The sequence below is a fragment of the Pseudoalteromonas sp. JC28 genome (assembly GCF_013319255.1).
Lineage (GTDB): Bacteria > Pseudomonadota > Gammaproteobacteria > Enterobacterales > Alteromonadaceae > Pseudoalteromonas.
The window spans coordinates 509,730-531,598 of record NZ_QOKX01000007.1 but is presented as its reverse complement, the minus strand read 5'-3'; the positions used below and the strand labels follow the sequence as shown (position 1 = coordinate 531,598).

The following is a 21,869-nucleotide window of genomic DNA, read 5'->3' as shown; positions in this document are numbered from 1 at the left end:
CGAACTCAGAAGTGAAACAAAACAGCGTCGATGATAGTGTGGATTACCCATGTGAAAGTAGAACATCGCCAGGGCCAAATAAGAGAAACCCGTTGCAGCAATGCGACGGGTTTTTTGCTGTTTGGGGTAAAGTACTTCCATGTAGCATCTCCCCTTCGCGCGTCCTTGCGCTCACTTCCTCGAACTGCGAAGCGGTGCTTCGGTTTCTCGTCACCCAAACTCAGAAGTGAAACAAAACAGCCGAAGGGTAGGCCCCGGTCAATGATAGTGTGGATCACCCATGTGACTCTCTATTTAAAAAATGAGAACATCCTACTTCGTAGCGAGCCAGGGCCAAATAAGAGGTTGATGAAAAGCGTTCATCCATGAACTTCATCGACATTCGAACATCCATGTACATCAAAACCCGTTGCAGCAATGCGACGGGTTTTTTGCTGTTTGAGGTATAGAGATTTGAGATATAAAACCTCGCAAGCCAATCAACACATCGCGAGGTGAACTCGCTCCTACCACAGTATCAGCACAGTGCAACATGGTAGGTGGTTTACCCACCGATGGCTTGCAATGAAGTTCCGGAAAAAAACCATGTACATCAAAACCCGTTGCAGCAATGCGACGGGTTTTTTGCTGTTTGGGGTATAGAGATTTGAGATATAAAACCTCGCAAGCCAATCAACACATCGCGAGGTAAACTCGCTCCCACCATAGTATAATTATAGTGCAACATGGTAGATGGTTTATCCGCAAGCATTCATCCTAAACATTTCATAAAGTCACTTTTCTCACCACATTGAAAACTGTAAATATCGGCGATCCCACTACCTTTTGTGTGAGATCTTCGTTATGATTTTGCTTTTGTTTCACAACTAATTACGAAATGTCAGAACTCTATCATTGGTTTGATCTCTTGGGCGTCATGGTTTTTGCAATTTCGGGAACCTTAATTGCGCATAGTAAACATATGGATGGCTTTGGTGTGATTGTCCTTGCGACTGTAACTGGTATCGGAGGGGGAACATTACGAGACTTGATTTTAGATCAACCTGTTTTTTGGCTTCATGATACTAGCTATATTTACGCTATTTTATTTGCTGTCGCTGTGAGTATATGGTGGCTAAATCGACATCAAAATATTCCAAGAACTGTACTGCAGGTTGCTGATGCCATTGGGCTTGCTTTTTTCGCTGTAATGGGAGTACAAAAGGCTTTAAGTATTGGAATGCCTGATACTACAGCTGTGATCATGGGCGTATTGACTGGGTGTTTTGGTGGGGTCATCAGAGACGTGTTGGCTCGCGAAATCCCCCTTCTTTTAAAAGGAGAGTTATACGCGATCACCTGCATTTTTGGCGGGGTAGTCTATACTCAAGCAATTAAATTGGGCATGGCAACAGAGTACGTAATGGTATTATCTATGGCGGCAACCTTGTTATTGAGGTTAGCGGCTATGCGATACCACTTGGTGTTACACGTATTTAACTATAAATATTAAGTAAGCAGGAGACATGGATGTCTTTAGCAAGAGTCTTCACTCGAGCACAAGTTGGTATTACCGCACCCGAGGTAATTGTTGAGGTGCACCTTAGCAATGGTTTACCTGCCTTTAGTATTGTTGGATTACCCGAAACCTCAGTTAAAGAAGCCAAAGAACGCGTCCGTAGTGCGCTTGTTAATGCTGGCTTTTTATTTCCAGAACAGCGTATCACTCTTGATTTGAACATTTACAGGAAATATTATCATATAATGTAAAGTATGATTTTTTGGAATGTTCAATGAAAAAATTGCTATATCCTTATGCCAGATTTTCCAGCGAAAAACAGGGGAAGGGTGCAAGTCTTAAACGTCAGATATATCGTGCTAGAAAATACGCCGCAGAGAATGGTTACGAGGTCGTAGACCTCGATTTGAATGATAAAGGTCTTTCTGCCTTTACAGGAAAAAACGTTTCTCATGGTGCGTTAGGAGTGTTTTTAGAAGCTATTGAAAATGACATAGTACCAACTGATGGATCTGCTTATCTTTGTATAGAACAAATTGATCGACTATCACGTCAAGACATAGATTCTGCTTCAACACTTTTTAAATCAATTCTACGTAAAAACGTTAATATTATTACGTTAATGGATAATAAAATATATACAAAACAAAGTCTTAATAGTTTTGTTGATATTATGTATTCTCTGTTTTTAATGGAACAAGCCAATCTTGAAAGTCAAAAAAAATCAGAGAGAATTCTAGACTCATTTGATCAGAGATTTTTAAAAGTTGTAAATTCTGAAAAAGTTCAATTTTCAGGTATGTTACCCGGTTGGATTGATAATCAAGGAACAAAAGAAGAAACAAATTTTGTTTTTAATGAAAAAGTCAAAGTTGTTCAAAAAATCTTTGAAATGTATGGAAATGAAGGTAAATCATTAAGAGATATAACAAAATGGTTAGATAGTAACAATATTGACCAAATAGCTAGAAAAAGACATAAAAATTTTACGAATCGGTGGAGTTCTGGGAAAGTATCACACTTATTAAAAAATCGTTGTGTTTTGGGTGAGTTACATATCAAAAGGGAAGGGGAAATAATAAAAAATTATTACCCCGCTGCAGTTGAAAAAGAATTATTTGATCGTGTTCAATCAATATCTAAAAGAAAAGTTAAAATAAAATCGGCAGGTAGAAAATCAATAAATATTTTCACTGGTAAAACTTTTTGTGGAAAGTGTGGGCAAAAAGTTTACTTTGAAACTGATGATAAAGTCATAAAAGGCAAAAAATACCTCTATTTTACGTTAAAGTGTTCCGCTCGTAGATATGGTGGTTGTGACTCTAAAACAGTCACATATGACCATTTTTTAAGTTCTCACCCTAACGAATTTAATATTTTTGGAACTCCTTTCGAGTACCCCAAGCATCTTTTAGAGAAAAAAAGAATTGCTATTATTGAAAAAGAAGAACAATTAAAAAAACAAAATAATAAATTATCAGATCTTGAAAATTATTTTTTAAATAATGAAGAAATAGATACTGAATTTTATTTAAAATCTGGAACAAAAATTAAATCAAATATAAGAAGTTTAAAAAGAGAAATTGACGATCTAAAATATGAATATAATACATATTCTAATAAATATGAATATGAAGAAGTGAAATCAAGAATAGATAAATTTTATTTAGATCGAGATCCTGACGAAATAGACAAAGCTAAAAAAATAATAGATCGTAATTATTCAGCAATAATAATATTTTCAGATCAAAAACAAGCTGTATGCCTTAGATATAATGGTTTATACGAATTTGTAAACTGGGGAGAAAATACAGACACTTCTTTATTGATTGATAATTTTTCAAAGTATACAGAAAGTTTATTTGAACAGTATCTTGGAGGAAAAATTGATGGGAAATTTACAGAAGTATTAAACTCAATTTTTAACTGGGGGGAGGAAAAACTTTATAAAAAAGAATTAACTACATTACAAATTAATGAAATAGAACAAGATCCAACAAATTTATCAAAATATGATTTTGGATTTTTTATTCTTCAAAATTGGAAAAAAGAAACTTTACAAAAATATCTTAAAAAACATAATCTTGTATCAAATGATTTTGACTATAAAAGTTATGGTAAATATTTATTTGAAACTGTATTTAAAATGAAAAGTAAAAGATTTGAAATGACTAAAAATCAAATTGATCAACAAAAATAATAAAACAAGTTTTACTATTTTGGTCGATTTACTTTTAAATTTTTTGGTAATTCGAACTCTTTTTCAATATCTGTATAATTTTCTATTTCAAGTTTTTTTTCTTGATGAATTTGTTCTTTTTCAATGTTGTTTTTTTGAATGTAATTAGTTATTTCTTCAATACTTTCAAGTTGGAAATGTTGTTTTATTGTTGTTAAAAAATTTTCATACTCTTGAAGTGTTTTTCTAAATCTTGTATCTCTTTTTTTTAATTCAAAAACTTGTTTTGTTAAATCAACATTTCTTGATTTAACAATATTATATTTTGAATTTGTTTGATTGTTCTTTAATTCAAGATTATAACTTTCTAACTCTAACTTATTTATTATATATTTAAGTTCTTTAATTTTTCTATTTGTAATGTTTTTAATTTTTAATATTTCTTCTTCATTATTCATAATTTCCTTGGTTGGTTAATAATTACACTTTACCACTTTTTTTAAAAAATCAATTTATGCTATTTTTGGGTTTTAATTTATTTTTTGATTTTCTAATGTCATTTAATATTTTTTTATCATTATTGAATAAATTTTCATTTATTTCTTTTTCAACTTTTTCAGATTCGATCTTGTCAAATTGTTCATAGTCAATAATTACTTTTGAATATGAATCAATGTMTTTTTTATAATCTTGATCATTGTTTTTATAAAAATTTGAAATGTAATTTTTAGTAATCGTTAAAGCTTTTTTAAAGATTGAAGAAGTAAGATTTTTAATTTTTTTAAGTCTATTTTCTGCCTCTTTTACCTCTTCTTTTAAATTTTCGGTATATTCTTCTAAAAGTTCTTTTTCAACTTCTAAATTAAGCAATTTTTGTTGTTTTACTCTACCTTTTTTATTTATTGATTTAATTTTATTTTCTAAATCTTTAATTTTTTCTTCTCTTTCGTTTAATTTTTTTTCAATATATTGTTCCTTTTCAAGTCCCTTCTTATTACTTATCTCTTTTGAAACTCCACGTTGAAAACCCAAATCTGAAAAACTTTCAGCAAGAAGATCTTGCATTTTTGCAGTGTGTTTTTTAGTTATTTTTCTTAAAGGTGCTTTGTCTTTCTTAAAGTCATAATTGAAAAAAATGACGTGAGCGTGAACATTTCTTATTAATTGGTTTTTCTCATGTCCTTCGTCAAGATGCATATTGAACCCAACAGGTTCAAAACCAAATTCATTTTTAAATTTGGTCATAAAGTCATTCATTCTTTCAGTTATAAGATTTTTTATTTCTTCAGGATTGAATTTTTTTTCTAACTCTTCCCACTGTTCAAGGGAAAAAATTGCGACACTATCAATAAAAGTATTTGAGCTTTTATTTAGTCTTTTTAATTTTAGTTCTGCTTTTCTCTCATTTACTCGATCATAAATTTCATTGTATCTTTCAAATAAATTCTCTGTTCCAAAATTATTTTTTGTATGTTCGGGAAAAGCATTTTTATTTTCATTAAAAACACGATTAACATGTCCAAGTTCTCCTTTTGCATTTGAATTTTTATAAAATTTAGTTTTAAGCGCAACATAGTTTTTCATAGTTAATTATTTTTGTTCTTGTATTTAATTAACCATAAAAATAACGAAGATCAAGACTCTACGTTTTAGCCCATTAAAGCGTAGACAAGTCTACACCTGCGAAACGTACCGTTTCTTGTGGGCTTTTAACAAGTTAAAAGGGTAAACCTTTCAGGTTTATAAAAAAGCTCTGTAAGAGCTTTTGGCGGTCGCAAAAAAGCCGAAGGCGCGACCAAGACAAGACAAGGGGCAAAGCCCCTAAAAAATATCAGAAATAAAAACAAAATAAATCAAGTTCTTGACTAATTACATTTTTATTATAATTTAAAGATTGTGATCACCTGATTTATTTTTTGGCGAAAATTCCTCAAATCACAATCCCATATTAAAACCAGATTTTTAAATCTGGTTTTCTTCTTTCAGACAACTAAAAATTAAGATTCTTAATTTTATAATGTTGTCATTTAATAAGTTACATCAAGCAAAGTAAACATAACCAGAAAAAGGAATTTTTTTAACATTTTAAAAATTTCCTTGTTTTTAGCTGATTTCTTTAAAAAGAATATAGGAACCCTGGTATTCCTATACATAGGAACCCCAATAGGCCTATATTGACATTATTTTTTTCTATTATAAAAAGAAATAGCCAAAGAATAAAAAATCGGGAAATAAAAATGAATCAATCAAATTATGAAGAATTAGAGAAATCAAAAGAAGATCTAATAAAAGAAATTAATTCTTTAAAAGAAGAAGTAAGAGTAAAAGATTTAAGATTAAAACAATTTGAAACTGAAAGTATTTCAAATAAATTTATACAAGTGTTTAATTATTATCAAAAGTTCATTAGAACATTCAATTTAAAACATCCAAAAGCTTTTAACATTTTCCTTTTTATGTGTGAAAACTCAGATAAGAATAACGAGATTTTTATCTCTCAAAAGTCTTTATCTGAAATTTTTAATATTAGTGAGAGAAAAACAAGAGAAAAAATAAAAATACTTTCAGATCATAAGTTAATTAAAAAAATAAAAAATGGTCGTAATGTTTCATACGTCATTAATTCTAGTATTTGTTGGAAAAATTCAGCAGAACAAAAAATTAAATTTTCAAAGTTTCACGAACAACCTGTTTATTTAGATCTTAAAAGTGAAGAAAAACAATACAAAACAAAAATAGAAAAAGGAGTTAAATAATTATGAAAAATAATAAAGTAGAAGTTCCAGAAAGAAAAAAGAAAGAATTAAAAGAGTTACAGAAAATTATTAAAAAGAAATTTATAAAAAATGGAGGGTTATACAAATGAAAAAAATAATATTATTAACTTTAATTTTAACAGTATCAAACAACTTAAAAAGTCAGACCATAAGATACAATAATAATTGTATTTATACGCCCAATAAAAACTTTGTACGTGTCGTTTCTGGTTCTGGTGGTTATCTACAAGCAACATTTTTTAGCGGTGGCTCTGCAATTTTTCATTATGCTGATTTTACTGGTAAGGTCTTGGGAACTTCTGGCAGAAAAGGCGCAGCTTTTGCCAAGGCTCATGTATACGTACAAAGTCCAAACACAGCACAGACATTAAGACCTTTGCAGATTAACAATGTTAGTTTTTCAGTTTATGACGAACAAAAAACACAAGTAACAAACGGTAAGACTGAAACAGTCTACCCGATATGCAGGAGGTGATATTTGGAATATATAGAAGGAAATCATTTCGTACTGTATTTTTTATCATATTTTTAAAAAGTATAAGTTTAAGTTTTTAAAAATCATAAGCTTAAAATTCAAAGCAACTGGTCGGACTTGTTTGCTGTCACGAATCTGTGTTATATTTGCCATGCTCCCATAATTGTAACTTGCATTTGTGTTTCGGTGGGTGTATATTATCGTTATTCAATTGAATAATGGTTGATTTCACAGGGGAAGAATTATCAGAAGAGATTAATCGCCGTGTGGAAACTTGCCAGCGTAGCACTTTGCTACGCTGATAAGGCGATACATATTTCAGCGGCAAATATGTTCGGGCTGAACTAAATATCTAGATGGGGATCCAGATTATAGTTATTTCCTAGCCTTTTGCAAGTTTTGTAGATACTCAATACATTGTTTTTTAATTTTAAAGGAAATTTTAATGGCTATATTAAAATCTGGTACTAAGGCGACCCGTTCGGGTCAATATGAAATAGTTGGACCTCGCGGAGGTAAAACAGGAAAGGAAAGAACTGTAACACGTGGTGAACCTCTCCCACCTACACCGCAAAAAGGTCAAGGTTATATATTGACTGACCCAACAAAGCACTAAATTATTAGCCCCACAAGGGGCTTTTTAATTTCTGATATAAGGGGCTTAGCCCCTTTTTTTATCTTGGTCGCGCCTTCGGCTTTTTTGCGACCGCTTTTTATAATAAAATCAATATCATGTATTTAACTTTTCTTTTCCTGTAAATTATCTGATAGATTACAGTAAACTTAGCACCAGCAGATCTACCCAAAGACGGTGGCCGCTTTGACTTTGCAATCGCACTCGGTGTTCTTGTCGCATCAGGGCAGTTAGATAGCCATGCTATTGCTGATAAAGAGTTTTATGGTGAGCTTGCGTTAAATGGTGAGCTGAGGACGGTCACTGCGATTTTGCCATCTGTTATTGCAGCAGCGAAGGAGGGGCGAACTGCTTACCTACCTACTGGTAACGATGCAGTTGCGAGCCTTGCCGCTGATGCTAATCGTGTTGCTATAAGCTGCTTGCGTACAGCATGGTTAGGCTTAAGCGGCCAGCAATCACTTAGGTTTAATCAACTCTACCCAGACGATTTAAATATACAAGCTTCAGGTGGGAGCTTGCTGGATATGGCTGAAGTGAAAGGGCAAGAGGGGGCGAAGCGAGTACTAGAAATAGCTGCGGCAGGTGGGCATAACGTTTTATTTCTTGGTCCTCCGGGCACTGGAAAATCGATGCTTGCTCAGCGCCTGCCCACGATAATGCCATTAATGACGGATAATCAGGCGTTAGAAACAGCTTCTATCTATTCCATACTGGGAAAAACAATCAGCCAATCAAACTGGAAAACAAGGCCTTTTAGAGCTCCACATCATACTTGCTCTGCGGTAGCCTTGGTTGGAGGCTCATCGAACCCTAAGCCAGGGGAGATATCATTGTCAAATAATGGTGTTCTATTTTTGGACGAGTTACCAGAATTTGATAGGAAGGTACTGGATTCATTACGTGAGCCGATGGAAACGGGCATGGTAACGATTTCGCGCGCAGCTCGGCAAGTTGATTACCCTGCAAACTTTCAACTGATCGCAGCATTAAACCCCAGTCCTACAGGTTGTTACACTGACAAAAGAGCGTCTCCAGATCAAGTATTGCGCTATTTGGCTAAGATTTCAGGCCCATTTTTAGACCGAATAGATCTACAGGTAGAATTACCTCGTCTAAAAACAGAAGAGCTACAATCCCAGAGTAATGGAGAGTCTAGCGCGACAATAAGGGCTAGGGTGGAACAGGCCTATAAAACAGCTTTAGCACGTCAGGGAAAATGTAACGACCAACTGAGTGTAAAAGAGCTAAATCATATCTGCTATCTTGCTGATGCTGAACGCTTATTTCTAGCAAAAGCAGCAGAAAAACTAAAGCTATCACCACGTTCATATCATCGAATAATCAAGGTTGCACGTACCATTGCAGATCTGAGCTCTACACCTAATATTGGCTTATCACATTTAAAGGAAGCGCTTAGTTATCGCGCGTTGGAGAGGTTGTTAGGTCAGTTAACACAGTATTAGTAACGGCACTTCAATAGATAGGGAGTGTATTATTGGTAAAGGTTAAGCTGACAACATATAACCTTTACCGCGAACCGTAACAATGCGTTTTTGCTCTTTTTCATCGCCGAGTTTTTTGCGTAGTCGGCCAACTAAGACATCAACTGTTCTGTCACTTGGGCTCCAATCAGGTTGCCCAATGTCTTCTGAAATACGCTCTCTGGATGTTGCCCTTCCAGCATTGGAAATAAGACAAATCAACACTTTATGCTCAGCTTCGGTAAGTCGAGACTCAATGCCATGTTGATTGATTAAGGTACGGTTATCAGGGTGTAGTTTAAAGTCTGCATATTCGATAAATTCTTCCGATTCATCGTCTTTATTACCAACTAAACGTTTGTATAAGGCACGCATACGCAGTTCAAGCTCAAGCGTATCAACAGGCTTACAAACGTAGTCATCAGCACCTTGCGCAAGACCTGCGATTCTATCGGCTTGAGAGTCTCGACTAGAAAGCATGATGACACCAAGGTCTGATAAGGTATTAATTTCTTTCGCGAGTTGCAGGCCATCAGTGGCGGGTAAAACAACATCAACAATAGCAAGTGCAAATGGGTTTTGGGTTTGAGCTTGAATAAGCTCAAGCGCAGTAGCACCCGTATTGTCTACAGTGATACTGAACTCGGTATTTTCAAAGTGACTACACAGCCGCTTTGCTAAGAGTTCATCATCTTCAACTAATAAAACCTTTATGCTCATGTTTTCACTGTTAATTGTTGTTTAATTGTCGTAAATATAACACTGAGAGATCGCTGCTTGGAAGTGCATGAAACGAATTCTTACAACTCTGTATCTGGCACGTTAACCTGACAACCTAGTTCGATCAAGGGGAAACAGAGCTTTATTATTAAATTATATACAATGATGTGTTTGATTGCTGCTTCCATAAACAAAAAGGCGGCACACCGTGCCGCCTAGCGTTGATTACTTACCGTATAAATGTTCCCACCACTGTGGCTCTTGCTTTAAATGTTTGTCGAAAAAAGCAAGCATGGTGTTCCACCAATGGAAACGCTTGTCACGAGCAAAAATTTGATGATCTGCGCCTTTGTATTCGACCAATTCAACATCTTGGCCAAGGATCTTCAATGCGGTATACATATTATGACTTTCACCTGGCGGCACATTGGTATCCGCGTCACCGTGAATTAACAATAATGGTGTTGTTACTTTATCTGCATTAAATACCGGGCTATGTTGTGAGTAAAGCGTTGGATTGTTCCAGGGGAAACTTCCTTTTGAGGCCTCGCCAGAATACAAATAGCCCCACCAGCCTTGACCCCAGTATGAAGTAATATTAGAAATACCGGCATGTGAGATAGAAGCTGAGAACAAATCAGTTTTTGTTGTCAGCAGCATAGTCATGAAGCCGCCGTAAGAAGCACCTAAATTACCTAAACGCTTGTCATCAACGAAAGGGTAGGCTTTCACAAACTCTTTGGTACCCATGATGATATCGTTAGCGGTGTGTTCACCCCAAGCATTGACATGTTCTGCTGAGAATTTCTGACCGAAACCTGTCGCACCAGTTGGTTGCAAGACATAAACAACATAGCCTTTTGCTGCCCATAAGTTAAATGGGTAACGTCCTGTAAAGCCACGAGTCACTGGAGAAGTACCACCGTAGTAATAAACAAGTGCTGGGTACTTTTTAGCTTTGTCTAAATCGTGTGGTAGATACACGCGGCCTTTAATCTCCACGCCTTCAGTATTAGTAAAATTAAACTCTTCTAGGTTGGCAATTTCCGCATTCTGGTATGCGATATTTGTTGAGTCCCAGAGCGTGTCTGCTCGCTTATCTGAGGTTGACATGGTTTTTAACTGTTGTGGAGTTGATGCAGTCGTTCCTGTGAATAAGATCTCTGGATTACGTTCACTCGACACAGAATAGTTGGCGACAACATCCAGCCCGGTGTTTAAGCGTTTGAAAGTAGACTTACTTTCGTCAAAGAGGAAAAGCTGTTGACGATCTTGGTCAGTCGCTTTTAGTACCAAATCGCCATTATTGAGTACGGTGAAGCTGCCTATGGCTGGGTCAAAGTTTTTACTCAGTGCTTTTACATTGTGGCCTTTGCGATCTATCCAATAGAGTTGGCCATCATAGTTATTCGCGAGCATACCTTCAGGTAAGTTGCGCCCCGCACCTTCTGCAAAATCAGGACCTGCAGTTACATAAATACCATTTTTAGTGTATTGCGCGCCGCTAAATGTACGATACTGACCAATAACACTTTGCTGATTGTTTGATAGATCGATTTCTATTAGCTCTGTCAACATGTGAGGAGGTTGCGCGTAGTCTTGCTTATTACGCGTTGCTAAAACCGTGTTTGCTTGTGCGTCAAAGTCGGCCAAGTTGTGGCTTTGTGCGCCAACGGTCACAGGATTAAGTAGCCCACTTTTGATATCGAGTAAGAAGATTTGCGATTGGGTCCGGGCATATGACCATCTATCTTCTAATCCTTGATAATGTTTAGTCAGTTTGCCTTCTTCTTTGCCGCTGTTGGTCCAAGCAAAAATAAGCGTGTCATTATCAAAAAACTCGATACTATTCGCGCCATTGAGCTTAGTAGCAACTTGAGTACGTTTAAAGGTTTTTAGATCAAGGATGTAAGCTTTATTATCTTTTAAATAAGTGAGTTTGCTGCTGTCATCACGCCATGCAAAGCTATTTGCACTCATACCATCGAAACTGTAAAGCATGTCACCATCTTCATTGTATAAAGCAGTTTCGGTGATTGCTGAGTTGCCTTTTTCATCATCGTAGTGGCGGACGGTCGAAATGTAATATTCGCCGTTAGGTGCAAGTGAGATAGCACTCACCGTTGGAGCATCAAACAACTGCTTTGCAGACAGCGCTTTGGTTTGTTTTTCTGTTAGCGTGATAACGTCATGCGCTGCTTCGCCTTCAAAGCTGAGAGCAACCTTATTCCAGTCATTTACCTGCTCAGCGATAACGAGAATTTGATGATCGCCCTTGACGACATCAAGCTGAACCTCTTTAACACCGGAGACTGGCTCTCCATTTAGAAAAACTTTGGCTTTCTCGATGCCCTCAAGCTTTAGCTTACCTGAAACAAAACGTTCAGTAGTGAAATTAAATTTTAGAGCCTGCAATCCAGGTATCGTTAATTGTGTAGTTTTGTTTAGAGGCTGCCATTTGCTCTCATTATTGAATAGCGTTACCTGTTTGACGTCTTGTTGTAATGATGGTAGCAGGTTTTCAATAATTGCATCACGATGAGCTGTATCAGCTGGCTTTATTGTTGATTCGCCTGCGATGGGACCCAAAAATTGTATTTTTGATTCGTCTAATGGGCTTGCTGAAAGTTGTGCTGAGACTGCCGTAAATAGTAGAGTGACGGCTGTACGTAATTTCATTTATGTGCGCCTATTGTAGGTAATTATATGATAAAACTATATCATAGTATTTTGAACTGGTTGTATTGCTGCGATAGACGTCCTAAATTTAATAGTCTGTGTTGATGAGCAACATAACGTATGCGGTTAAGCAAACACTTAGCGTTGAATAAAGAGGAGAATTTACTTGGTTTTATTATTAACCTACATGTTTTTGGCAATAGCTATCTCTTTTATCTGTTCGGTGATGGAAGCAGTGCTACTTAGTATTACGCCAAGCCATATAGGGATCTTAAAGCAAGACAATGATGCATTAGCATCGCGAGTTCAACGCCTTAAAGACAATATTGATCAGCCTTTATCTGCCATTCTAACGTTAAACACCGTTGCGCATACCGCCGGTGCTGCAGGGGTTGGCGCACAAGCTGCTGTGGTATTTTCAGATGCAGCTGTCGGTATAGCCTCGGCAGTGATGACGCTACTGGTTTTGGTACTGTCAGAAATCATTCCGAAGACTTTAGGGGCGACTTATTGGCGCGGGTTAACACCTATCGTTTCAAGTGTGTTGGTATGGCTAGTTCGAATATTGAAGCCATTCGTGTGGATGTCTGACCAACTTACAAAAGTGATAGGTCGTAAAGAAGACGAAGCCCACTACATTCGTCAAGAAATCGAAGCAATGGCGGAGATAGGCTCTGAAGCAGGCGCGTTGCACCAAGATGAAACTGAAACTATTCGCAGCTTGTTGCGTTTTCGCCACGCCAAACTAGAAAGCATCATGACACCAAGAACGGTGTTATTTAAGGTGCATAAAGATATGACAGTGCACGAGTATTTGTCTGAGCATGGTTCGGTTGCTTTTTCTCGGGTGTTGGTATTCGATAAAAACACAGATGACATCATCGGCTTTGTACACAAGAATGATATTATGCTTGCTTATCATAGGCTTGGAGAAGAATATAAAATTGGTAAGCTATCTCGCCCTCTTTATACCGTACCGGAAACACTAGCTGCGCCAGAGTTATTCAAAGCGTTACTGGCAAAGCGTCTACACATTGCGCTTGTCATTGATGAATATGGCGATGTACAAGGCATAGTGACATTAGAAGATTTGCTTGAATCATTAATGGGAATGGATATTGTTGATGAGCGAGAGCAAACCACCAATATGCAAGCTGCTGCTAAGCAAAAGTGGCGAGAGCGCGTTGATAATCATGATAATTTGATTGAAGACAGCGACGAAGCTGAAGATGTGTCTGAAACGCAAAGCGGCGGAGAGGAAACTGCCTCTCCAGAGGTTAAGGGTTCGAATTAATCATACGCTGCCAAGAGTGTATCCACCCGACTAGGTCTGTTAGTGGTTTAGGTTTACTGATTAAAAAGCCCTGCATTAACAGGCTATGCTTGTAGCGGTCAAGGTATTGTAGCTCTTCAATCCGCTCTATACCTTCAGCTACTATGTCTAACTGTTGATTTTGTGCGATGTCGATTAAGCTGTCGATAAGTACCTGTGAAAAGCGATCGGATTCCACATGGGTTATCAAAGAGCGGTCGATTTTGATCTCAGTAAACGGCAAAGACTTTAACTGCTGAATATTGGTAAATCCAGTACCAAAGTCGTCTAACGAAATATCAAACCCCCGGATCCGTAACCGGTTCATTGTTTCCAGTTGAATAGACTGATTCATCGGTTGGTTTTCAGTAATTTCTAAAATGATATCACTAGGCTTTAAACGGTTTATTTCTAAAATAAGTGCCAATTTATCTGGACAGCTTAAATCATTTAATTGCACAGGTGATAAATTAAAAGCCAGTTTAATCGGGTAATTGAGTTCAGATTTGATTGCTTTAAACTCGTCCGTTGCCTTTTCAAAAAGCTGGAAAGTAATGATGTTGATTAGATCGGTATCTTCGGCCACGCCAATGAAATGGTCTGGTAAAATGACCTGCTCGGTATTTTTAGACACAATACGGGCAAGCACTTCGACACTTTTTATCTTTTTGTCACCACGGTGAACCTTTGGCTGATAGTAAGGCGTAATTTCATTGTGACTAATGGCATGCAAAAGATCGCTTTCGGTTACCTTTTCAATACGGCTACGTTTAACAGTGGTATACGTCTCCATTTTTTTGAGCATGCGCTCGACATCAACCAATTGTACGGGCTTGGAAATATTGCCGATAAGGTGTGCATTGGACTGTCTGGCAAGGTTGGTTGCTAGATCAATAATCTTCTCGTCCATTTCGGAAATAATAATAATGCCGCCAGAGAACCTTAGCTCTCCTAGCTGGCGAATAAACTCCATACCATCCATTTCGGGCATATTGAGATCTGTAAAAATGGCGTCAAATTGATGAGGAGTCTGCCGTATTTTTTCTACAGCATTCACCGCACTTGAGCAGGTTGTGACATGCTCAATACCAAGCTCAGTCATAATAGCTTGCATTACGACGAGGATCGCGGGTGAATCATCTACTACCATTATCCGATGTTTTGCTAATGACATTAACAATTCCTTCGTATACCTTACCTCCTTAAAGTCTAGTACAAATAATTTAAAGTGCTCAAATCTCAAAATGCTTTAAAAGGTGATTTTTACTCAATTTGAAGCGCAATAATGACACTTTACCTGCATTTTTCTAATTCAGATTCCGGCAGCACTTTATGAAGCGGACGCTTTTAGCGATAATGCCCCAAATGACCTTTGGATCTGAATATGAATAGAGTCGAGCTTTCGCTAGCGGACAAAGCGGTATCTATCTTTTTTAACCAACAACAAGTAGTACAGCTTTTTGTCGAGCAGCAAGCGATTACCTTTGAAGAGCAACATAATGGCATTTTCGCGACCATTGATGGACAAGCACTGGCGGTAAATACAGAGCAGTTACCTCAGGGATTACTTGGTATTGCAGTAAATGGAGCTGAGCTTCAGTGGCTCGAAGTGAGCACTGAAACACCTAAAGAAAAACGCAGCTTATTTGGTTTGGCAGCATTGGGCTTAAAGTTATTTAAAAGTGCAAAGGTGGTTAAAGCTGCCTTGGCTGGTGCATCCGTGGCAGGATACGCATGGCTATTTTCTTGGCAGTTTGCGCTTATGCTTGTGGCTTGCTTAGTCGTTCATGAATATGGCCACGTCCGCGCTATGCGCTATTTTGGGATTAAAACAAAAGGTATCTATTTGATCCCTTTCGTTGGTGGCCTGGCTGTAAGTGATGATAAGATCACGACCCGCTGGCAAGATGTAGTTATTTCGTTGATGGGACCGGCATTTGGCTTGATAACCTCAATCCTTGGAGTGGTGTTGTATTACGCGACAGAGATGGAAATCTTTGCTGGTGTTGCAGTATTAAGTGCGCTGTTGAACTTATTCAATTTACTACCTATTTTGCCGTTAGATGGTGGGCATGTTCTAAAAAGCATAAGCTTTTCAATGCGCTCTTGGGTGGGGTTATTGGCGTGTATGTCAGGAGTATTATTCGGCCTTTGGATAAGTTACACCTTTGGCTTAATCTTACTGGTGATATTCATTTTGATTGGTAGTTTTGAAATCCTGATTGAGTGGCGTGGCCGTAATTATAGTCACTTATTACCCCTTGACCGATATGGGCAAGTGGTCAGCGCCATTATGTATATAGTTGTTATTACAGGTCATGTTGCGGTAATGATGCATTTTGCTGATTCAGAGAATCCAATCCTAAGCTTACCAATGAAAATTTTATCAAGTTAATCTGTGTAAGAAGGTGCATTATGCACCTTCTTACAGGGGGAGCAACAATAAAGTTGCGATAATTACACCCGTTACCAGCAATTGTACTAGGCAAAATCCCATAATATCTTTGGCTTTAAGGCCTGCAATTGCAAGTACCGGTAGTGCCCAAAAAGGCTGGATCAGGTTAGTCCAAGCATCACCCCAAGCAATTGCCATCGCGACTCTGGCTATGTCTGCATTAAGCGCTTCTGCTGCGGGAATGATTATTGGTGCTTGTACCGCCCACTGACCGCCGCCTGAAGGCACAAATATATTCACAAGGCCTGCACTTAAAAAGCTCCACAGCGGTAATGTCCATTGACTGCTAATAGAAACAAATCCTTGAGATATTTGTTGCGCTAGTCCTGTTTCGACCATCATAGCCATGATCCCAGCATAAAAAGGAAACTGTATCACGATACCGGCACCACCTTGAATTGCTTGTTGTAGACTATTGAGAATATTAGCAGGGGTCTTGTGTAGCAGCATAGCTAAGAACAAAAACAGGGCTATGACGATATTCAATGTCAATGTGCCTACATTAAATATAAAGTAAAAGCCCAAGTAGCTAAGACCGATTGCTCCTCCTAACATGCCAAGCCATGAGGCATTTTCTAATTTTGCAGCCGGAGTATTGCGGTTACTGATATCATTACTTTGTTCAATGAGCTTTTCTTTATCAACAATAACTGCGTCATCATCTTTGGGAAGCATCAGTTTATTTATAAGTGGTAAAACGATAAAAATACTGAGTACGATGAGCAGGTTAAATGGCGCAAAGATTGTCTCTGAAGTGGTAACAATACCGATGCTCTTTTCACTAAAGTGCCCCGGAGTTGCGATAGTCAGGGGGACTGAGCCTGATAGGCCTGCGTGCCAAACAACAAAACCAGAGTAAGCACTAGCCACTAACAGGCGATAATCAACTTTCACTTTTCGAGCGATGGCCTTTGCGAACAAAGCCCCGACTACTAAGCCAAACCCCCAATTTATCCAGCTGGCGCTCATCGCAACAAAGGTGGTGAGTATAATTGCTTGAGAAGGAGTTTTAGCTAGGCCTGCGATACGGTCTAGCGCTTTCGCTATTGGAGGGGTAACAGCAAGCATGTGACCACATAATAAAACTAACAACATTTGCATCGCAAAAGTAAGCAGCTTCCAAAAGCCATTACCCCATGCCTCAAGCACCATGACAGGTGTTGCTGGAGTAAACAATGTAGCGAGTACCATCACCAAAAAAGTGAGTAAAAGCACAATCACAAATGGATCGGGTAGATACTTGTCGACTAATTTTGTTAGCGGGGTGGTAAACTTGCCAAGCATAAGACATCCTGTTTTCATTATTATTTTATGTAAATCAAAGTGATTGAATTACGCATAATAATATAGCTAAACTTTAAGCTAAAAGTTAGTGGTTTAGGCTAACTTATAGTGAACAGAAAATAATGAGTTTCATTGGTTTCTTTTAAAATCAAAGCGTTAGGATTGGCATGAAATCTGATATATTAAAAAGAAAGACTTTAAGTAACTAAGAGAGGTAACTATGTCTGGACAAGGTTCTGGTGGTAATGTAATTGCAGCGATTTGTAACGTCTTTTTCCCTGGCCTTGGTCAGTTGGTTCAAGGTCGTATATTGGCGGCTTTAATCTTCGCAATTGTTGTTGTAGGTGGGTATGCACTGTGGTTTTTATTGGTTCCACCTGTGATTGCAGCCGTTTTCCATTTGTGGGCTATTATTGATGCTGCTAAGTATACGCCGCCTAGGTATTAACGGTTATACCAAAAAGTATAACCACCCAGTCAGGCTGATCATACTCAGCACAGTAGACAGCACAACGGTAGCCGCAAGCGTTGCTTGTTGGCTGTCGAGCTGTCTAGCAACAAGATAGGCATTGACTCCCAGCGGAGAGGCACTCATTAAAGTCACCACCTGAACTTGTTGAGTTGCCAATCCTAAATAAGTGGCAAAGAGATAAACCAATCCCGGTAGTAGTATCAGTTTTACTGCACTTAGCCATATTGTACCCTGTAACTTTCCCCACACGCCATACTGTACCAAGCTCGCACCCAGAATAAATAGCGCCCCTGGAATGGCTGGTTTTGCCAACCAACTAAAGCTTTCATGTATTAAGCTTGGTAGTTTTAACCCTGCAATGTTTAATATCAAACCGCTCGAAATACTTATCACTATTGGATTGAGCAGCAGGGGTTTCACAATATCCACCTTATTTTTGTGTCTTGCTGCCAGTAAAAAAGTCATAAAAAACAGCATTGCACTGTGGAATGTAATAATCATAAATACCATGGCAGCGGCTTGCTCACCGAGTGTCATTAAGATAATCGGTAATCCGACTAACACGGTATTAGAGTAGGTGCCACTTAATGCTAATGCTGCACTGTCTGTTTTTGAACGATGTTGCGCTTTAAAGAGAAATAGGTATAAGCCTGCATAAGTCAGAGCGACTGGGAGATAAAAGGATAATAACAAGGGACCCGTCGCGAGGCTTTTCAGATCTGCTTGCACCATACTGCTAAATAACAGTACAGGAATACATAAATTAAAGATAAAAGTACGCAAGCCATCAAGCTGATTGATGGCGATAAAGCCAATCTTTGCACTCAAAAACCCAGAAATAACGATAAAGGTGAGAGGAAATAAGATCTCAACAGGCGACATGCGTTGACCAACAATCGAGTGGTTAAAAGGTAATTCTATCAATGAATGCTTAGCGGACGCCACTTAGGTATAATAAAACAAGGTGATTTAGTTAAGAAGTAAAGATGGAATACCAGTTTATTCGTGACCCACTTTCTGGGTTTCGAGCTCGCTTAAATGACGAGCATGCGTTGATAGGTCGGTGGCTGAGCGAAGAGCTTGCACATGAGCGTATTGTCAGCCTGCTGACACAGCTTGAAAACCTGCCAAATCAAAAAGAAGAGCTTGTGTTGGCTGGAAAAGAGATCCGCGCCACATTCACGCCGCAAGAAGCATTATTTGAAAGCCACGCTCTGTTTCATGAAAGTGATGACATAGCGCAATACCAAGAAGACGCGCTGGCTTTAGATGAATCGGGTATGATGGCGGTGTGTGGCTATGAAGATTTTTTACCCATGCTGATAGAGTGGGCTGAATTTACCAAAGCTAAATAACCTGAGCTGCGGATAATTAATGCCTTTCTAGCAGCCAGTTTTAGCGCTAACTGCGTTGAATTCACTTCCAATAGCCAGCTATTGGTGCGTAAATTCGCCTTGCCTACAGGATGTAGGTACCTTAGCGAGAGCAGGACGCGGAAGCGGAGTTATCCCCAAAACTCTCTGGCTAGATAAGAAGATAGTTTAAGGTGATTAAAAAACAGTGAGTTAGTCCATTCCTTATCCAAACCTCAGGTTAAATAAGTTCTGTGGGGGCTGTTATCTTTTATGCTTGAGTTCAACAGCCCCTGAAGTATAGAGATAGCTTATTTGGGCGTACCATAGAGTTGCTCTGCTCTATTAAATAACACCCACGAAGTGAGTATATACTTATCATTAGAAACCGGAATATTGCCTCTATGTGTATGTGTAAAATACCCTGGTGCTATCACCATAGAACCTTTTACTGGGGCAATTTTACGCTGCTGATAATAAAACTCGGTCTCGCCACCTTCCTCGACATCATTAAGGTAGAACATAAATAACAGCACTCGGTGTAAGGCTTCATTATGGTCATGTTGAGGGTAGACTTCGCTGTGCCAGTAGGGGTAGCCGCCTTTATTTATTTGATAGCGTTGAGCTTGGATAGCGCCTAAACGAAATAGCTGTTGAGCAAGGACCGGGAGTTGTGGCTTGCCGACTTCTTCAAAGTTATCCACAGTGAGATCGACAGGTTCACCAGTTTTGGGGTGATACACTTTAAGTCCAAATGCACCGATGATCATAAAGAAATGTTCTTCAAGGTACTCAAATAAGTGCTTTGCCGTAACCTGTTGAATGTGCTGTAACTGTTTGGCATAGTCAGGGTAGGAATTTAGATAAAGGTCGTGACTGACTTTTTTACTCAAGTCGACACCACCAGACGTAGTCCCCTGTTTTAAATGTGGGCTTTGATCGAAGGTCTTTACGAATTCATCGCAAAAGTCTGAACTGAGTGCGTTATCGTAAACGCGAATAAAATCACTCATGTTTTTCCCTAGTTTTTATTGGAGTTATTATGCTGTCTGAAAAGCTTATGCCGCGTTTTTGTGACACAGATGTGCTTGGACATATCAACAATACCGTACTCCCTGTGTGGTTTGAAGCCGCGCGCACACCTATTTTCAAAATATTTACACCAGATTTAAATCCAAAAGAGTGGAAATTGATTGTTGCCAAAGTCGAAGTCACCTTTAAAGGGGAGCTATTTTATGGTCAGGAAGTCGAAATAAAAACGGCTGTTGAACATATCGGCAACAGCTCATTTGTGATTTTGCAGCAGGCTTGGCAGCATGGAGAATGCTGTGCTGAAGGTAAAACCATTATGGTGCGATATGACTTTGCGGTTAAGCAATCTCAACCGCTGAGTCAGCAAGAGCGCGATGCGCTAGGCACTTTTATGGTTGCTGCGGCTTAAACTGGTGACCAATTGCCGCTGAAATACAAGGCTTTACTGTATAGGTGTAGCCGTATTCCGCGGCGTTATCCGGCATGATCTCTAAGATCTCATAATCGTTTAATTCAACAATATTACTGCCTTCGCTATGTTCACAGCGTGAGTTTCCGTCAGACTCAAAGCGAAAGATAAAGTAAGCCAATATTTGGTTAAGCACATCGTTATAGTTTTTGCCTTGCTCATGTAAATCTGGGTTAGAATTGTTATTAATAGATACGGTTAACGACTCCGGCTCATCTGCAGTGGACTGTGCTTCATCTTGTTGTGGAGTATCACCACTCATGTCGGCCACTTGTGGTTGAGTTTCCGATGCTCCTTCGTTTTCTTCTTCGGAGTTTGCTGAGCGTGATTCTTTCGCGTTGGCATGGAAAGAAATTCCGTCCTCATCTATTTTGAAATCAGAAGAAAACCCAGTAAATGCGGTTGAAGCACCTGATTTAGCGATGCCGAGCACCAAGAAAGCCAATAAAACAAAACACATGATCAACCTGATGATTGCTGTTGTTGCTGGATAACGATAGTGGTTCTGATGCCAAAAAGGCTTTATACGTAATGGTTTAAGCAGGAAAAGTACAACGACATAGCATGTCATAAAGAGTTGCGCGAGAATCAACAAGAAGGTACTGGTAATAAAAAACCAAGTAGGTAACGATAACAACACACTCAAATTATGTGTGTAAGGGAAATTATCCGTGCTGACCCCAGTTAAATCATTGATACGGCCATCAGCTTGCACTAACACAAAGTTAGCGATAAAGGCATAAAATAACAGTATCAGTGCTTTACCTGGCACACTTTCCCAAAAGGTCATGATCCTTGGCCAGAATTCATAACATAGCGCCGTTACTGTGGTTATTAAGATCAAAAAAGCGGTGAAGTTATCATCTTCAGTTTCACTCAAGCTGAACATAAAAATGATAAAACTAACTAAATAATAGCGTTGAGCCAGTGTTAGGCTTTGCCAAAATTGGCCGATGGAAAAGCGCAGCCTTGCTAGGTACGCGGTTAAGTTTTTTGGCGCGAGAAGTTGATGCATAATAAATGAATTTGTAATTATTATGCACCAAT

Annotated in this window: 18 protein-coding genes and 2 pseudogenes; 11 read left to right on the top strand and 9 right to left on the bottom strand. The window is 38.3% G+C overall.

Annotation, left to right across the window (positions count from 1 at the left end; genetic code table 11):
- The first annotated feature begins 877 nt into the window (after positions 1 to 877).
- The 3 genes and pseudogenes from DS891_RS17815 to DS891_RS17805 all read left to right on the top strand — a co-directional run bounded on the left by DS891_RS17815 (position 878) and on the right by DS891_RS17805 (position 3,698).
- The gene (locus DS891_RS17815) at positions 878 to 1,492 is read left to right on the top strand and encodes a trimeric intracellular cation channel family protein (protein WP_039492969.1); all 615 of its coding nucleotides are present in this window, start codon (positions 878 to 880) and stop codon (positions 1,490 to 1,492) included.
- Positions 1,493 to 1,509: 17 nt separating this feature from the next.
- Positions 1,510 to 1,716, top strand: a pseudogene (locus DS891_RS17810) (magnesium chelatase domain-containing protein); the annotation flags it as partial.
- Between the two features lie 56 nt (positions 1,717 to 1,772).
- On the top strand, positions 1,773 to 3,698 hold the full coding sequence (locus tag DS891_RS17805) for a recombinase family protein (protein ID WP_174170517.1): 1,926 nt from the start codon (positions 1,773 to 1,775) through the stop codon (positions 3,696 to 3,698).
- A gap of 14 nt (positions 3,699 to 3,712) precedes the next feature.
- Here the strand turns inward: DS891_RS17805 and DS891_RS17800 are convergent, their stop codons facing one another.
- On the bottom strand, positions 3,713 to 4,135 hold the full coding sequence (locus DS891_RS17800) for a hypothetical protein (RefSeq protein WP_174170516.1): 423 nt from the start codon (positions 4,133 to 4,135) through the stop codon (positions 3,713 to 3,715).
- Between the two features lie 49 nt (positions 4,136 to 4,184).
- Entirely contained in the window at positions 4,185 to 5,261 is a 1,077-nt protein-coding gene (locus tag DS891_RS17795) for a hypothetical protein (RefSeq protein ID WP_174170515.1), read from the bottom strand.
- A gap of 653 nt (positions 5,262 to 5,914) precedes the next feature.
- On the opposite strand from DS891_RS17795, the gene DS891_RS17790 reads away from it, so the two are divergent.
- The 3 genes and pseudogenes from DS891_RS17790 to DS891_RS17780 form a co-directional block, all read left to right on the top strand.
- On the top strand, positions 5,915 to 6,433 hold the full coding sequence (locus DS891_RS17790) for a replication/maintenance protein RepL (RefSeq protein ID WP_174170514.1): 519 nt from the start codon (positions 5,915 to 5,917) through the stop codon (positions 6,431 to 6,433).
- 106 nt (positions 6,434 to 6,539) lie between these two features.
- A complete protein-coding gene (locus tag DS891_RS17785) occupies positions 6,540 to 6,929 on the top strand; it encodes a hypothetical protein (protein ID WP_174170513.1) in 390 nt (129 codons plus the stop codon).
- Positions 6,930 to 7,700: 771 nt separating this feature from the next.
- A pseudogene (locus tag DS891_RS17780) lies at positions 7,701 to 9,029 on the top strand (YifB family Mg chelatase-like AAA ATPase); the annotation flags it as partial.
- Positions 9,030 to 9,071: 42 nt separating this feature from the next.
- Here DS891_RS17780 and DS891_RS17775 read toward each other — a convergent pair.
- Both DS891_RS17775 and DS891_RS17770 read right to left on the bottom strand, forming a co-directional pair.
- On the bottom strand, positions 9,072 to 9,767 hold the full coding sequence (locus DS891_RS17775; protein WP_010605961.1) for a response regulator transcription factor: 696 nt from the start codon (positions 9,765 to 9,767) through the stop codon (positions 9,072 to 9,074).
- 225 nt (positions 9,768 to 9,992) lie between these two features.
- Positions 9,993 to 12,446 (bottom strand): S9 family peptidase, encoded by a 2,454-nt coding sequence (locus tag DS891_RS17770; RefSeq protein ID WP_174170512.1) that lies wholly within the window; start codon positions 12,444 to 12,446, stop codon positions 9,993 to 9,995.
- Positions 12,447 to 12,612: 166 nt separating this feature from the next.
- On the opposite strand from DS891_RS17770, the gene DS891_RS17765 reads away from it, so the two are divergent.
- Positions 12,613 to 13,740: a hemolysin family protein gene (locus tag DS891_RS17765; protein ID WP_174170511.1), complete on the top strand. Its 1,128-nt coding sequence runs from the start codon at positions 12,613 to 12,615 to the stop codon at positions 13,738 to 13,740.
- On the opposite strand, the gene DS891_RS17760 is transcribed toward DS891_RS17765, so the two are convergent.
- A complete protein-coding gene (locus tag DS891_RS17760) occupies positions 13,724 to 14,932 on the bottom strand; it encodes an EAL domain-containing protein (protein ID WP_045990536.1) in 1,209 nt (402 codons plus the stop codon). The two genes, DS891_RS17765 and DS891_RS17760, sit on opposite strands and share 17 nt — an antisense overlap.
- Before the next feature lie 210 nt (positions 14,933 to 15,142).
- Here DS891_RS17760 and DS891_RS17755 point away from each other — a divergent pair, with 210 nt between their 5' ends.
- Entirely contained in the window at positions 15,143 to 16,153 is a 1,011-nt protein-coding gene (locus DS891_RS17755) for a metalloprotease (RefSeq protein WP_174170510.1), read from the top strand.
- Between the two features lie 30 nt (positions 16,154 to 16,183).
- On the opposite strand, the gene DS891_RS17750 is transcribed toward DS891_RS17755, so the two are convergent.
- Positions 16,184 to 17,497, bottom strand: coding sequence for a short-chain fatty acid transporter (locus tag DS891_RS17750; protein WP_174170509.1), 1,314 nt, complete (start codon positions 17,495 to 17,497; stop codon positions 16,184 to 16,186).
- A gap of 220 nt (positions 17,498 to 17,717) precedes the next feature.
- Between DS891_RS17750 and DS891_RS17745 the strand changes: the two genes are divergently transcribed.
- Complete coding sequence (locus tag DS891_RS17745; protein ID WP_010376621.1) at positions 17,718 to 17,945, top strand: hypothetical protein; 228 nt, start codon at positions 17,718 to 17,720, stop codon at positions 17,943 to 17,945.
- Positions 17,946 to 17,948: 3 nt separating this feature from the next.
- Here DS891_RS17745 and DS891_RS17740 read toward each other — a convergent pair whose 3' ends face one another.
- Positions 17,949 to 18,893, bottom strand: a complete 945-nt coding sequence (locus DS891_RS17740; RefSeq protein WP_254605922.1) for an AEC family transporter — start codon at positions 18,891 to 18,893, stop codon at positions 17,949 to 17,951.
- Between the two features lie 62 nt (positions 18,894 to 18,955).
- Here DS891_RS17740 and DS891_RS17735 point away from each other — a divergent pair, with 62 nt between their 5' ends.
- Complete coding sequence (locus tag DS891_RS17735) at positions 18,956 to 19,324, top strand: YacL family protein (RefSeq protein WP_010376624.1); 369 nt, start codon at positions 18,956 to 18,958, stop codon at positions 19,322 to 19,324.
- Between the two features lie 308 nt (positions 19,325 to 19,632).
- Here the strand turns inward: DS891_RS17735 and DS891_RS17730 are convergent, their stop codons facing one another.
- Positions 19,633 to 20,334 carry a 2OG-Fe(II) oxygenase gene (locus DS891_RS17730; protein ID WP_088531994.1) on the bottom strand — a complete coding sequence of 234 codons (702 nt, stop codon included), beginning with the start codon at positions 20,332 to 20,334 and terminating at the stop codon, positions 19,633 to 19,635.
- A 29-nt stretch (positions 20,335 to 20,363) separates the two neighbouring features.
- On the opposite strand from DS891_RS17730, the gene DS891_RS17725 reads away from it, so the two are divergent.
- Positions 20,364 to 20,762, top strand: coding sequence for a thioesterase family protein (locus DS891_RS17725; protein WP_010605953.1), 399 nt, complete (start codon positions 20,364 to 20,366; stop codon positions 20,760 to 20,762).
- Here the strand turns inward: DS891_RS17725 and DS891_RS17720 are convergent.
- Positions 20,743 to 21,837, bottom strand: a complete 1,095-nt coding sequence (locus tag DS891_RS17720; protein ID WP_174170508.1) for a hypothetical protein — start codon at positions 21,835 to 21,837, stop codon at positions 20,743 to 20,745. The genes DS891_RS17725 and DS891_RS17720 overlap by 20 nt on opposite strands.
- Positions 21,838 to 21,869: the final 32 nt, after the last annotated feature.

Bases quoted from the DNA above. Each gene is read 5' to 3' on its own strand.
- DS891_RS17755 (WP_174170510.1), top strand. From the start codon at position 15,143: ATGAATAGAGTCGAGCTTTCGCTAGCGGACAAAGCGGTATCTATCTTT.
- DS891_RS17760 (WP_045990536.1), bottom strand. From the start codon at position 14,932: ATGTCATTAGCAAAACATCGGATAATGGTAGTAGATGATTCACCCGCG.
- DS891_RS17720 (WP_174170508.1), bottom strand. From the start codon at position 21,837: ATGCATCAACTTCTCGCGCCAAAAAACTTAACCGCGTACCTAGCAAGG.
- DS891_RS17805 (WP_174170517.1), top strand. From the start codon at position 1,773: ATGAAAAAATTGCTATATCCTTATGCCAGATTTTCCAGCGAAAAACAG.
- DS891_RS17775 (WP_010605961.1), bottom strand. From the start codon at position 9,767: ATGAGCATAAAGGTTTTATTAGTTGAAGATGATGAACTCTTAGCAAAG.
- DS891_RS17785 (WP_174170513.1), top strand. From the start codon at position 6,540: ATGAAAAAAATAATATTATTAACTTTAATTTTAACAGTATCAAACAAC.
- DS891_RS17745 (WP_010376621.1), top strand. From the start codon at position 17,718: ATGTCTGGACAAGGTTCTGGTGGTAATGTAATTGCAGCGATTTGTAAC.
- DS891_RS17725 (WP_010605953.1), top strand. From the start codon at position 20,364: ATGCTGTCTGAAAAGCTTATGCCGCGTTTTTGTGACACAGATGTGCTT.
- DS891_RS17790 (WP_174170514.1), top strand. From the start codon at position 5,915: ATGAATCAATCAAATTATGAAGAATTAGAGAAATCAAAAGAAGATCTA.
- DS891_RS17815 (WP_039492969.1), top strand. From the start codon at position 878: ATGTCAGAACTCTATCATTGGTTTGATCTCTTGGGCGTCATGGTTTTT.
- DS891_RS17730 (WP_088531994.1), bottom strand. From the start codon at position 20,334: ATGAGTGATTTTATTCGCGTTTACGATAACGCACTCAGTTCAGACTTT.
- DS891_RS17800 (WP_174170516.1), bottom strand. From the start codon at position 4,135: ATGAATAATGAAGAAGAAATATTAAAAATTAAAAACATTACAAATAGA.
- DS891_RS17770 (WP_174170512.1), bottom strand. From the start codon at position 12,446: ATGAAATTACGTACAGCCGTCACTCTACTATTTACGGCAGTCTCAGCA.
- DS891_RS17735 (WP_010376624.1), top strand. From the start codon at position 18,956: ATGGAATACCAGTTTATTCGTGACCCACTTTCTGGGTTTCGAGCTCGC.
- DS891_RS17750 (WP_174170509.1), bottom strand. From the start codon at position 17,497: ATGCTTGGCAAGTTTACCACCCCGCTAACAAAATTAGTCGACAAGTAT.